Source organism: Calditrichia bacterium (assembly GCA_020634975.1).
In the GTDB taxonomy this organism is placed as follows: domain Bacteria; phylum Calditrichota; class Calditrichia; order RBG-13-44-9; family J075; genus JACKAQ01.
Genome location: JACKAQ010000001.1, coordinates 1,959,610 through 1,973,251, shown reverse-complemented (window position 1 = coordinate 1,973,251; position 13,642 = coordinate 1,959,610). Strand labels below are relative to the sequence as shown.

Annotated in this window: 9 protein-coding genes and 1 pseudogene; 3 read left to right on the top strand and 7 right to left on the bottom strand. The window is 50.4% G+C overall.

What is annotated here, in order from left to right; genetic code table 11:
• Positions 1-12: 12 nt before the first annotated feature.
• From H6629_07975 to H6629_07950, 6 genes are all read right to left on the bottom strand, one after another.
• Entirely contained in the window at positions 13-729 is a 717-nt protein-coding gene (locus H6629_07975; GenBank protein MCB9067728.1) for a site-2 protease family protein, read from the bottom strand.
• 12 nt (positions 730-741) lie between these two features.
• Positions 742-1,785, bottom strand: coding sequence for an NAD(P)-dependent alcohol dehydrogenase (locus H6629_07970; protein ID MCB9067727.1), 1,044 nt, complete (start codon positions 1,783-1,785; stop codon positions 742-744).
• On the bottom strand, positions 1,737-4,136 hold the full coding sequence (locus H6629_07965; protein MCB9067726.1) for a DNA internalization-related competence protein ComEC/Rec2: 2,400 nt from the start codon (positions 4,134-4,136) through the stop codon (positions 1,737-1,739). The genes H6629_07970 and H6629_07965 overlap by 49 nt, the downstream gene beginning before the upstream one ends.
• A 94-nt stretch (positions 4,137-4,230) precedes the next feature.
• The gene (locus H6629_07960) at positions 4,231-5,109 is read right to left on the bottom strand and encodes a DUF2167 domain-containing protein (GenBank protein MCB9067725.1); all 879 of its coding nucleotides are present in this window, start codon (positions 5,107-5,109) and stop codon (positions 4,231-4,233) included.
• Between the two features lie 242 nt (positions 5,110-5,351).
• Complete coding sequence (locus H6629_07955) at positions 5,352-6,752, bottom strand: PDZ domain-containing protein (protein MCB9067724.1); 1,401 nt, start codon at positions 6,750-6,752, stop codon at positions 5,352-5,354.
• A 33-nt stretch (positions 6,753-6,785) separates the two neighbouring features.
• Positions 6,786-8,147 (bottom strand): trypsin-like peptidase domain-containing protein, encoded by a 1,362-nt coding sequence (locus H6629_07950; GenBank protein MCB9067723.1) that lies wholly within the window; start codon positions 8,145-8,147, stop codon positions 6,786-6,788.
• Positions 8,148-8,232: 85 nt separating this feature from the next.
• Here H6629_07950 and H6629_07945 point away from each other — a divergent pair, with 85 nt between their 5' ends.
• Positions 8,233-9,420, top strand: a complete 1,188-nt coding sequence (locus tag H6629_07945; GenBank protein ID MCB9067722.1) for a class I SAM-dependent rRNA methyltransferase — start codon at positions 8,233-8,235, stop codon at positions 9,418-9,420.
• A gap of 153 nt (positions 9,421-9,573) precedes the next feature.
• Here the strand turns inward: H6629_07945 and H6629_07940 are convergent, their stop codons facing one another.
• Positions 9,574-10,251: a tetratricopeptide repeat protein gene (locus tag H6629_07940; protein MCB9067721.1), complete on the bottom strand. Its 678-nt coding sequence runs from the start codon at positions 10,249-10,251 to the stop codon at positions 9,574-9,576.
• Between the two features lie 346 nt (positions 10,252-10,597).
• On the opposite strand from H6629_07940, the gene H6629_07935 reads away from it, so the two are divergent.
• Together H6629_07935 and H6629_07930 are read left to right on the top strand one after the other, a co-directional pair.
• Positions 10,598-12,268 carry an amidohydrolase family protein gene (locus H6629_07935; protein ID MCB9067720.1) on the top strand — a complete coding sequence of 557 codons (1,671 nt, stop codon included), beginning with the start codon at positions 10,598-10,600 and terminating at the stop codon, positions 12,266-12,268.
• A 30-nt stretch (positions 12,269-12,298) separates the two neighbouring features.
• Positions 12,299-12,600: pseudogene (locus tag H6629_07930) on the top strand (mannonate dehydratase).
• Positions 12,601-13,642 lie beyond the last annotated feature (1,042 nt).

Below are 13,642 nucleotides of genomic sequence, written 5' to 3'. Positions count from 1 at the left end.
CCTGAATTATAATTAATGATACGTCAAACCCGGATAGAGCAGATTCACCGCAATCAGAAAAATCGGGCGGAACAACTCGCCAAAAATCATCCACGCGATGATGATGCCGACCAGACTCAGCCCGGGTTGATGCAGCGCATCCATAATTTTGAGGGCGCGATCTTCGCTGACAATCAGTGGAAAAAGGGCGCTGCCATCCATCGGCGGCAGTGGAATAAGGTTAAAAATAAACAGCAGTAAATTCAATGAAAACAATATGCTAAAGAATTTTGCAGCAATCGTCGGAATACCGCTGTCAAACGCACCGACAACGCTGGCAAATATGATGCTGTTCGGTTCAAAAAAATAGCCAAAATAAATACCGAGGTGAATACAAATGACCGCGACAATTGCCAGCGAGGCGTTCGCCAGCGGACCGGCCAGCGCCATATACGCGGCAAATTTCGGATAGCGCCGCGCCCAAACGGGATTGTAAGGCGCACTCGCCCAGCCGAGCATCCATTTAAATTGATAAAATACGAACGAAACGAGCGGAACGATCAACATGCCGACAATTTCCCGGCGCATGTGCGGAATGGGATCAAGCGACACTTGCCCGCCGAGATAGGCGGTATCGTCGCCAAGTTTTAGCGCAACCAGTGCGTGCGCCGCTTCGTGCAAAGTTGTGGAGAACAGGAAAACTGCGTACCAGATGAGTCCGTTCAGCACAATTTCTGAGATATTTTCCATATTTTCAACAGGTTACGATTCGATTGTCAGCACCACTTTTCCGCGGGCACGTTTGGTTTCGATGTAGCGATGCGCCTCTGCCGCCGCCGTTAGCGGATACACGCGATCGATCACCGGTTTCAATTTTCCGGCAATCAGCCATTCGGCAATCAATTCCAGATCGGCGCGATTGGATTTTACGAGAACCACCCGCGCGGTTTTTCGCCTGAATGTTGAGAAAAACGCATCCACAAAATTGCGCAATTTTGGAACGGTAGTAATGTATTTTCCCCGCTTTTTGAGCAGCGATTTCGCGCCGGAAAACGATTTGTTGCCGAACACGTCAAAAAAAATATCGCAGTTTTGGGCGGTTTCCAGCACATCGCGCCGAGTGTAATCGATGGTTGCATCTGCGCCGAGTTGCTGTACCATTTCAATATTGCGATGGCTGCACACAGCAGTCACCCGCGCACCCAAAATTTTGGCAATTTGCACCGCAAAAACACCCACACCGCCGGATGCGCCGTTGATGCAAACTTCCTGACCGGCGCGTAATTTACCCTCATCGCGGAGCGCTTGCAAGGCCGTTAACGCCGCCAGCGGAACAGATGCGGCTTCCTCAAAAGTGATGCCGGGCGGCATCGGCGCGGCTTCGCCCACCGGAACGCTGGCAAATTGGGCACATGCGCCGCCAATCCAGCCGTTCAGCATCGCAAAAACCGGTTCTCCGATGATAAATTCCTGAACATTTTCGCCCAAAGCAATCACTTCTCCGGCTAAATCATAACCGGAAAATTGGGGAAAATGCTTCCCGGTGAACCGGCGAAATTTGCCTTTTCGCACCAAAATATCTTTCGGATTAATCGCGGCGGCGTGCACCTGAACAAGGATCTGTCGCTCAGCCGGTTTGGGATCGAGAACTTCTTCGATTGCCAAAACCTCCGGCGAGCCGTAACTGTGGAATGCGAGCGCTTTCATGGCAGGAGAATATCGCGAATAAATTTGAGCTATCAAAATAGTAGGTTTGATTATTTCCAGCGAACCTGTTCCCATGCGCCGGCGCGATGGCGCAGCCAAATAGCTTGCTGTAAATCGGTACGGAAAACGTTGCTGTGAATGGCGTTCAGCCGTCGAATAATAACCGAATCCGGGTGCCCGAAGCGGTTAAACTTCCCGGCGGAAATAGTTGCAAATTCTGGTTTTACGAGGCTGAGTAAACCCGGTGTGCTGGATGTTTTACTGCCGTGATGCCCCACTTTCAACACATCGCAACGGAGCAATTTTCCCCATTTGCGCACCGCGATTTCCGCTTCCGCTTCCGCATCACCAGTGAATAGCATCGTGGATTCGCGATGTTTGACGAGCAGCACCAGCGAGCCGTTGTTCACATTTTTACCGCTGGCAGTGGCGTAATTCGCCAACGCAGCATCGGGCGCGAGCACAAAAATCTTGGTTTCGGCATCGATGTCGAGCACATCGCCGCTGCGCAGCGTGCGAACCGGAATCTGGTTTTCGCGAAAGCGTTGCAGTAGCGAATCCATTTCTGATGCCAGTGGCAGCGGTGGCAAATACACCGTGTCGATGGTCGCAAAATCGAGCAACCGGAATGCGCCGCCGTAGTGATCGAGATGCGGATGGGTGATGAACAGCCCGCGCAGCCGCGATTCGCCGAGATGCTGCATCGCCGGAATAATGGCAAAATCCGCCGAACTCCACTCGTCCGTTGCAGGTCCTGCATCGATGAGCAGTGTTTGTCGTTGCGCCGTTCGGAGCAATGTGGCATCGCCCTGCCCGACATCCAGCATTAGCGCGTCCAGTGCCGGAATTTGCATCGAAAACAGCACGCTCAGCGAAAGCGTTCCGGCAATTCCGCCCGCAAACACCCGACGAAACCGCACATTTTTGAAGTGAAACAGCAGGAAAATGGCGCAAAAATATGCGGCAATTCCGGCGATACTAAAGCCCAAAACATCAAAATGGGCAAACGGAAAATTTGCCGCGAAATGCACGGATTGGACAATTCCCCACATCAAATGCTCCAGCAGAAATGCGATGATCGCCGCAATTGGTGCAACAATCGATTGAAAAATGAGGAATACAAATCCCGTCAGTACGGCGCCGCCTGTCGCCAAAATCACCGGCGGATTGATCGCAAATGAGATCAAACTGAATTTTTGGAAATAAAACATACCCAGCGGAACCACGCCAATTTGTGCCGCGAAAGACGCGCAATACGGCAAAATCAGATACTTGCGGATGCGTTGCTGAGCTGTTGCGCTGTCGATGCGCTCCAGCAGCGGTTCGAACAGCAATTGCAGTTTTGGCAGAAAATAAATAATCGCGGCAACCGCAGAAAAAGACAGTTGAAAGCCGATCCAAAATAGCTGTTGCGGCTGGACCATTAAAATGATGCTCGCCGCTGCAAACAGGTAATTGGGCATGTTGCCGGTTCGCTCCACATTTTTCCCGAGGTAAATGATAACCGCCATCGTTGTGGCGCGAACAACCGGCGGATTGGCACCTGTTAACAGCATGTAAGCAATTAATAACAATATGGTTAGCCAATTGCGATATTTGAAATAAACCGGCACATATTTTAACAGCCAAAAAATGAACAGCACCACAAAACCGACGTGCAAACCGCTGATTGCCAGCACATGAATTACACCGGCATTCTGGAAATCTTCGCGGATGTCCCGATTCACATCGTCACGGACGCCGAGCAGCAGCGCTTTCAAAATACCGGCGATATCCGGCGAAAAATAGCGTTCGATGGCGCGGCTCAACGACATTCGCAGTGGAAAAAACAGCCGGTTTTCCAGCGAAAAAGCAACGGTTGAATCGGGAATCTGCATTTGATCGGCGGAACGAATGTAGCTGATTGCCGTAATCCCGCGCGATTGCAAATAGCTACCGTAATCAAATTGCCCGGGATTGCGCAGCGGCGGCAGCGGATTGAGTGTTGCGCCGCTCAACCGGATGCGCTGCCCGGGACGGACATCGGAAAATCCTTCCGGCAAATAGGCGATCATTCGCCCGCCAATTTCTGCGAAATACTCGCCGTTTTGCAGCGATTCCAATGCAATCACCGCTTTCAGCCGTTTGCCAAACTGCAGGCTCTCCACTGTTCCGGTGATGTGCTGCGGTTTCAACGGTAAATGATCGAGATAAGCATGTTGCAGGTCTTGTGTTTCCCAATGGGAAAATCGCCACATGCCGAGCGCGCAAAACAGCATCGCGAGCAATGCAAAACGGAGCTGTGCAGATGCATTTTTCCGGAGCAGCGCAGCAATCGCCAAGATGAGCGCCAGCGTTAGCGAAACGGGCAGCCAATCGGGAAAATCCACCATTTTCTGGAGGGCAATGCCAATTGCCAGCGCACTGCCGATTAGCAAAAACGGTGCTTTTCCGGGTGCAAACTGAACCATAAGCTTGTCGATGAAATCAGTTAAATTTTATTAAAATTATTGTTGAGGGAAAAGGGGTGAGTGTTCCCTCACCCCTAAAAAATATAAATTCAAATCAAGCTGTTGTATCTTCTTTGGTAGATTTTCCACCGAAAAATCGCCGAATAGCGGTAATTCCTGCAGCAGCGCCAATGAGTAGCACCTTCCACATTTTTAACAGCACCGCGATCAATCCTGTTTTTGCCAACACTTTTCCTGCGATCAGTCCACCAATGCCGTATGTGGCAACATCGTCCAGATCGGGATTAAAATCGCTATATCGATATCCATCGTTAAAATCAATTCCTGCCATCACCGGTGCCAGTTTCGGTTGAATCTCATCGTATTGATTCATCGAACCGATTGCGTTCAATACCAGTACGCCTTTTCGACCCAGTACACGAATATTGTAATTTAGGGTGTTGCTTTCGGCATCGCTGAATTTTAACTCTTTTGCCCAATGCAGTTTTTGATGTTGAGCATCGTAATGCGGCTGGCTGGCCCAGCCTACCAGCTTAATGGTTTGATACCCCTGTTTTAACCGTTCTTCATTACTGTTTAGGGCATCTTCCTGCATTTCTGTCAACAATTCATCGTAATCGATATCCGCTGCATCTTCGTCATCTACATAACCTTCTTCGGAATATTCGATGTTCACAGCCCATGCAGTATTGTCCAACGGGTTGTATTCTGCGGGAAACAACATCCCCAAGGTTTCCATCGGGGGATTTCCCCATAAATCGACCAACACATAGCTGGCCTGTTCGGAGTCAAGATACTTAAAGCCATCCGGAACATGTAAAGTAGCAACACCTTCGCCCAGTTCTACGGTACCTGTTTGGTATTGGAGGTTTGCGGTCAGGCTGTCAATTATCGCCTGAAGGTTTGCATCGCTAAGTGAATCTGTTTCTGATTCCTGTGCAAAACCGGTGAAAGAAATCAGTGAAACCATCATCGCTACAAATAGAATTGCGTATTTCACAACTGTCTCCTTTTGTGAAATGATGAGTTAAAAATCTTGTATAGTTTATTTTGGTTGGAAAAACGTCACATATCGATTGCTGATTTGGCAATCGATATTATGTAAAAACCACAATTCTATCCAATGGGCAGAATTGCAGCATTGAAAATGTTAATATGATATTTTGGTTTGAAAATGTCCGTTACTGTTAACAAAATAATTATCGATAGAAAATACTACTCTGTATCAACAAAAACAAATTGCGTTTCACGGCGAAATTGGGTTTGCAGCATCAGTTTTTTGCCGGATGTTGCCGCGAGGTTGTCCATTTTTTCGCGAAAATCACCCAGATTTTCCACCGTTTTGCCGTTGATCGCGGTGATGATGCTGCCCGCTTCCAACCCACCCAAACCGGCCGGTGCCGCGCGATCCACCTGATACACATAAACGCCTTTCGTGTCCAGCGGCAGGTTGTAATCGTATAAAATATCTGCAGTTAGCTCGCGAACTTCCATGCCCAGTTCCGACAGTTGAAGCTTCTCCGCCAGATCCACCGCGCGGGGCGCAGGGGTAAAAGTGATCGTTTTGTTCATCTTTTTTCCGTCGCGAAAAATGACGCAGGCAACCGGTTCATCAAACGGCTGGCGGGAAATCGTTTCTTTAAAACGCCCCAATTCTTCGCTGCGCTGCACATCCACCGCTTTACCGCCGATGGACAAAATGACATCTTTCATTTTCAATCCGGCTTTTTCTGCGGGCGATTCGGGATAGACCCGGAACACCACCACGCCGCCGTCTTCCGGCACGTTCCAATAGGTTTTCAACTCCGGCGTGAGCGCCTGCATGCCGATGCCAAACCAGGCTTTGCCGCGATGTTCATTTTTCTCAAGCACCGGCGGATTTTCGATGAGCGGCAACACCCATTCGGACGGCGCGATTTCCAGATATTGTTTGCTGAAATCCTCAAATTCCATCGACTGGTGAAAACTGATTTCCGAAAACCGGCGCAGCGTAACGCCGATCGCGTTTCCGGTGGCGGTGAGCACCAGCCCGCCGGCGGAAAGCGCGACATCGCCATTGGCGATCAAAAATTTGCGGCGCGGTTTCTGGATGATCGCATTAATATTAAATGAGCTGAAGAGCGGCTGATAATCGTAATTTTCCCCAAGTAACTCCAATAAAAACAACTGTTGCCCAACGCCAACGGATGTGCTGGAATCGAACTGGACATACGACAGCGGCGTATCCGGCGATTCGCTGATGCGCACAAAAGCGACCTGCGCCTGATCATCTTTTCCGACAAATTCGGCAGCAAATTCGCGTTCGTCCGCTAAAATTATTTTAAAATCGCTCGGTTCGCCGGAGAAAAAAGAGGAGCCTTCCCCGGAAATAATATCCAGCGACAGCGGATACACATCGCTGTTGACCATCACCAATCCGTCCGGTGAAACCATGATGCCGGTGCGCTGCTGCTCAATTTTGATATACGAGCCGATCTGTGCCTGCGATGACACATTTTTGTAAAATTGCACCCGGCAAATTTTTTCGCTGAAACGCTGGAAAACATCTTGCGGCGATTGGGCAAACGCCGTAATTCCGGCAATCAAAAGGTATATGGCTACTGCTATTTTTTTCATGAAATCCTCAGTTGTTCGCTAATTTTGCATCGCTTACGGCGCGGGTTCCTGCTTCAGCACCACAAAAAACGGGTGACCGTCGCGAATCATTTCCAGAAAAACGGTTTTGCCGTTTTGCGCTGCGGATACATCGTAAATCGTTTGAAATTCGCTGCTGTTGCGAACGGCTTCGCCGTTGATTTTGCGGATCACATCGCCGTTGCGCACGCTCGATTCATCCGCCGGGCTGCCCGGTTTTATGCTGGTGACAAACACGCCGTCAAAATCGCTGAGCATTTGCGCCCGGTAAATATTTTGGGACAGATTTTTGATCACCAGTCCCCACGCGGTCGCCTCAAATTCGGGGTCGTCGCCAAACGGCTCGCTGATCGGTGTGACCTTCAATTTGCGGGTTTTGCCATCGCGCCAAATGTCGATGTCCACTTTTTCATCGACGGGCAATTTGGAAATAATTTTGCGAATTTCGGGCAACGCTTCTTCGTAAACCGCATTCACCGGTTGGTTGTGAATGGATTGCACCACATCGCCGGGACGCAGCCCGCCTTTCGCCGCCGGCGAATTTTGATCGACATCCGCCACCAGCGCACCGGTGAAGTCCGGTTGGTTCAAATATTCCCGGAAATCCTTGATTTCCTGAAATGTTGCACCGAGCCACGCCCGGGAAACCGAACTTCCGGCGAGAATTTCTTCCGCCACTTCCCGCACCAGATTGATGGGAATGGCGAAACCGAGATTTTCCGCAAAAAACACCGCGCGTGCGTTGATGCCCACCACTTCGCCGTTCAGGTTGATGAGCGGTCCGCCGCTGTTGCCGGGATTGATCGCTGCATCGGTTTGAATCCACAAATTATACGGCGAAACCATCGTCCCGCGATCCGGGAAATAGCGATCGATGGAGCTGACCACGCCCATCGAAACCGAGCGGGAAAGCCCCAACGGGCTGCCTAGCGCCAGCACAATTTGCCCGACTTCCAACAGGTCGGAATTGCCGAGATCGGCGAACGGCACATCGGGATTTTTTAATTCTTCGGTGTTCAGCTTCAGCACGGCGATATCCGTGGATGGATCGCTGCCGACAACCGTTGCGGTAATCCGCTCTTTGCTGGAAAGCGTGCACCACACTTTTGTGGCGTTCGCCGCCACGTGGTGATTGGTGAGCACGTAGCCGTCACCGGAAAAAATAACCCCGCTGCCGGTAACCAGCGCGTGCTGACTTTCGCCACGGGAAAAAATTTTGATGATCGGTTCCACATGAACCAGCGCAGGCAACACCTTGTCTCTTGCAGAAAAAATTTGTTTCTGAAGCGTGATTTCCGTAGTTTGCGCAGCTGCAACGCCGGACATTAGGTACAGCGCAAAAAAGCAGCGGAACAATTGTATAATTGAAATTTTCAAACGATGATCTCCGAACAGAATTGTCGCGATGTTGAAATCCATTAAGGAATGTCAAATATAGTAAAATCATTAAAATAAAGCTAATATGAATATTGTTGAAAACACATCTGCGCGGGTTATTTTAAAACCCGGACGCGAAAAATCTATTTACAACCGGCATCCCTGGTTGTTTTCCGGCGCTGTTGAAAAACTGGACGGTCGCGCAAAAGCGGGCGATGTTGTGCCGGTTTACGCCGCCAAAGGCGAATTTTTGGGCAAAGGTTTCTGGAATCCGCACTCGGCAATCCGGGTTCGCCTCCTCACTTTTCAGCAGGAAACGGTGGATGTCCAGTTTTTCCGGGCACGATTGCAAAATGCGCTGGCGTTGCGGAAAATGCTGATCGGCACCGACACCAACGCTTTCCGGCTGGTCAATTCCGATGGCGATTTGCTCTCCGGGCTGATCGTCGATCAATACGACGACACGCTGGTGATTCAGTGCACCTCATCAGGAATGCAATTGCACAAACCGATGTTGATTGATTTGCTGAAAGAACTGTGCAATCCGGCGCAAATATTGGAGCGCAGCGAAGGCAACGCCCTGCGCAACGAAGGGCTGCAGCCGGTCATCGAGTGGCTGCTCGGCGGCGAGACGCCGATGGTGGATATCATCGAAAACGGGCTGAAATTTCGGGTGGATGTAAAAGGCGGGCAAAAAACCGGCTTTTTTCTCGATCAGCGCGGAAACCGGGAACTCACCGGAAAATTTGCTGCCGGTAAAAGCCTGCTCAACTGCTTTTCGTATAGCGGTGCGTTCAGCGTTTACGCTGCTGTAAATGGCGCAACCACAACATCTGTGGATATCAGCGAACCGGCAATTGCGCTGGCAAAAGAGAATTTCAAATTGAATGATTTACCGACAAAATCGCATGATTTTCTGGCGGCAAATGTGTTCGATTATTTGCGGGAAGACGACGCGCGGTTTGACATGATTGTGCTCGACCCACCTGCGTTTGTGAAGCAAAAAGCGCATATCGATAAAGGTGCGCGGGGATATAAAGACATCAACCGCCTGGCGATACAAAAACTTAATCCCGGCGGATTGCTGCTCACCTGTTCCTGCTCCGCATATGTCGATCGCGATTTGTTCCGCAAAATCATTTATTCCGCAGCGCAGGAAGTCGGGCGCGATTGCCGGATTCTGGCGCAGCCCGCCCAACCGGCGGATCACCCGATCAACATTTTTCACCCGGAAGGTGAATATCTGAAAACGCTGCTGCTGCAGGTGGATTGATTTTCTCACCCCGTTCCAGGCTCCCGCCCGGAATGTGGTTTTCACAAAGTTCGGCTTCTTTACAAAATTTTCCGGAAATAAAAAAACGCCCGGCAGCATAAGCTATCGGGCGTTTGTGTCTCCATACAAAAATTATAAATCGATAAAAATCAATTACATCGCGAGGCTTTTTAACAGCACTTCCGCACGATTTTTGATTTGCTGATTGTCTTCGCTTTGGGCAACAACGCGTTCTGCTAACGAACGGGCTTTGCCGGTATTGCCGGCTTCTTTGTATGCCTGTGCTGCGCTATACAAATAGGCGATCGCCTGCGGAAAATCGGGAGAAATTCCGGCCGCTTTTTCGTAATGGCTGGCGGCTTCGTCGTAATTTTTTTCGGCTAACATGCAATCGGCGTATCCGGCGTGTCCGGCTTGCAGCAGGATGGTGTTGTCACCATAATCATCCAGAAATGATTTGAAATAGCTTTTCGCCAATTCCAGATTGTTATCGCTCCAGTACAGTTTTGCCAATTGAAATGTTGCCAATGCGGCGCCGTTTGTGCCGCTGTATTCATCCATAATCGAGGTGTAGGTGGCAATTGCTACATCCCGCTGATTGTTTTGCAATTCAAACTGGGCTTGGGTAAGCATGGTTGTTGCGGTTTCTTCCGCATTCTTTTTCGATTGGGTCCAGAAATAACCCAACACTAAAATGGCAATAACCGCAACCACGCCGCCGGCAATTTTGGTGGCGTTTTTTTCAACAAACGATTTTGCCTGGATTGTGGCCATGATGAACTGGTCTTCTTTGAGTTCCTTTTTGGAAAATTTTTTCTTGGCCTTCAGCATAAAAACAAATCTCCTTCAGTAAATCGACGAATAAAACGGTTTAGACGTTACCAACGTCAGCGCCAAATTGTCGGCTGTTATTTTCAAATTTGTCAATTCAAAAGCGACGGAATTGCCCGCCTTCTGTTAAAGCCGAACAATTTAAGCAATCCAATGCGTATCAGCAAACAAATTATTCAATTTGTGAAGGGTGGAACGGAGTGCCCGAAATGACTTAACCGGCTGAGTGGCAGAAAAAAAATGTTTCATCGTTGAGTGAACCGGCAAAATTAATATTGTCAATTTCCCTTAAAATTGGTATGCTTAAGTCTCCACTTAAAACCCCGGTTAATCCACAGAGGTAGAAATGACTCGCAAAATGTCCCGTCGCAGATTTTTGAAAATAAGCGCCGCCGTTACCGCCGCAACCGCCATTTCCGGTGTGTCCTGTTTTTCCAGCGATTTTGATGTGATTATCGTTGGCGGAACAATTTTTGATGGTAGCGGCACAGCCGGTTTTCCCGGCGATATCGGTATTCGCGGCGGCAAAATTGTCGCCATCGGCGATCTGAAAGATCGCAGTGCAGCCCGCAAAATTGACGCTGCCGGACTGGCGGTTGCACCCGGATTCATCGATTTCCATTCGCACAGTGATGATGAACTGCTGCTCGGCGGCGAGGCACAATCGAAAATCCGCCAGGGCGTAACGCTGGAAGTGCTCGGTCAGGATGGCGGATCGTATGCGCCACTGAACGAAAAAATGCGCGAGCAAATGCGCAAACGGATGCGAAATCGTTACGACATCGAGATCGACTGGACAGATTTCCAAAGCTATTTCCTAACGCTGGAACAGCGCGGGATGATTTGCAACGCGTTGAGCATGCTCGGACAGGGCACGCTCCGCGAATGCGTGGTTGGCGAGGACGACCGTCCGGCAACCGATGCGGAAATCGCCGAAATGAAACGGCTGGCAGCGCAGGCCTTTGAACAGGGCGCTTACGGCATTTCTTCCGGGCTGGAATATGTGCCGGGCAGCTTTGCCAGCACCGCGGAAATTATCGAGGTTTGCAAATCGATGAACGGACGCGGCATTTACTCCACCCACATGCGCAATGAGGACGATACGCTCATCGAAGCCGTGCAGGAAGCCATCGAAATTGCCCGTGGCGCCGGAGTGGATTTGAACGTTTCGCACCTGAAAGCATCCGGGCGGCGGAATTGGGACAAATTGCCGGAAGTGCTGGCATTACTCGACGAAACCCGCGCCGGCGGGATGCGCGTCACCTGCGATCGCTATCCGTATGTCGCGTATAACACCGGTTTGGCGTCGATGTTTCCGCTGTGGAGCCGCGATGGCGGCAGCGAAAAATTTGTCACGAGATTGCAAGATCCGGCGCTGACCGATTCGATCCGCAGCGCGGTGCTCGGCAAAGTGGAAAAAATCGGTGGTTGGCAATCGGTGATGATTTCCGGCGTTTCCAAAAATCCCGAACGGGAAAAATACGAGGGCAAACAATTTCAGGAATTGACTGCGGACGGCGGCGATCCGTTTGAATTATTGGTGAATCTGGTGGTGCAGGAAGATGGCGGCGGCAGCATGGTCGGCTTCGCGATGAGCGAAGAAAACACCGCGAAAGTGCTGGCGTATCCCCATTGCATGACCGCCAGCGACGGCTCCGCACTGGCGGAAAGCGGCGTGCTCAGCAGCGGCAGCCCGCATCCGCGCGCGTTCGGCACGTTTCCGCGATTGCTCGGCAAATACGTTCGCGAAGAGCAGCGCATGCCGCTCGAAGATGCGATTCGTAAAATTACATCGCTGCCGGCGGAAATGTTGCGGCTGACCGATCGCGGATTGCTGAAAGAAAATTATCACGCAGATATCACCATTTTTGATCCCGCAACCGTAACAGACAACGCCACGTTCCAGCATTCGCAGCAATATCCTTCCGGGATTCCGTTTGTGCTGGTGAACGGCGTTCCGGTCATCGATGGCGACAAATTCAGCGGTGCGCTGCCGGGAAAAGTGGTTCGCTCGTAATCGCCGCATAAAATTTCAGGGGAGTAAGCCTTGCAATTCACTTTTCGCTGGTACGGACCGGACGATCCGGTGACGCTGGCGAACATCCGCCAGATTCCCGGGATCACCGGGATTGTCAGCGCATTATACGATGTTCCGGGATTTGCGCAAAGGCACCGGCGAATTGCCCGACTGCATATCAAACCGTCGATAGCGAAAAATTGTGGGACAATCTCGGGTATTTTCTGGAACAGGTGGTGCCGGTTGCGGCATCGGCGGGCGTAAAAATGGCGATCCATCCGGATGATCCACCGTGGTCGATTTTCATGCTGCCGCGAATTATCACTGGCGAAACAGCGTTTGCGCGATTGCAGGATTTGGTGGATCATCCCGCTTCAATTTTATGTGACGAAGGAGTATGTGTCATGAAACAGCCGCAAAAAATTTGGTGGATGCTTTTCATCTGCATTTTTTCAAATATGCAGCAGATACAAATTTTTGCACAGTCGTTGGAAACGGTTGTGCAAACCGGGCACTCGCTACCCATTCAGGAAACGCGTTTCAGCCCGGATGGCCGATTTCTGATCACCCGCAGCGCCTCGCTCAGCGATGTGAAGGCTATCGAAAACATTGCCAGCGATGTCCAGTCCAGCGAGTTTGCGAACCTGATTTCCGGTACTGTGAAATTATGGGACGTGCGCACGGGGCGCGAAATCCGCACAATTGGTGAACAAGCCGTCTATTTTTCGCCAAATTCCCAATACATGGTGACAGGTTCCGGCAAACGGTTTCGGACGTTCGGTGATTTGCAAAAACTGGTTTCCGAACCGCAAGCGGCAGCGGATGTGCCGCAATTGTGGGACATGAACACCGGTGAGGTTATTCGCACATTTGAAGATCCCGGCATTGTTGTCATCCTGATGGGATTCAGCCCGGACAGCCGGTTGTTAGCGGTTTACGGTATCGATAAAAACAACGGGTTGCTTTCACCGCAGATCTCGATTTGGGATGTTGAAACCGGCGAAAAAATGGTTACGTTCGCCAACCTCAGCAAAGATGATTATGAGCTTGGTTTACCGATGGTGATTCGCTTTAGCCCTGAGGGCAGTTTTTTAGCGGTTGGTTTCAATGTTGCCAACGATAAAGGGACGGAAACAGTTGCCATGTGGGAAACCGGTTCCGGCCAAATTGTCACCATTTTGGAGCGAAAAAGCCGCCTGAAATACGTAAAGGATTGGGATATAAAAACCGGTGAAACGGTTGAAAAATATTGGGATCCGGTTACCAAATCGAATATTGATCCCGCAGATGTGGAAAAATGGAATACACCTTCCGGAAATATCGCATACATCGGGTTTAGTGACGATATGACACTGGTTACCGCTGTCAGCGAAA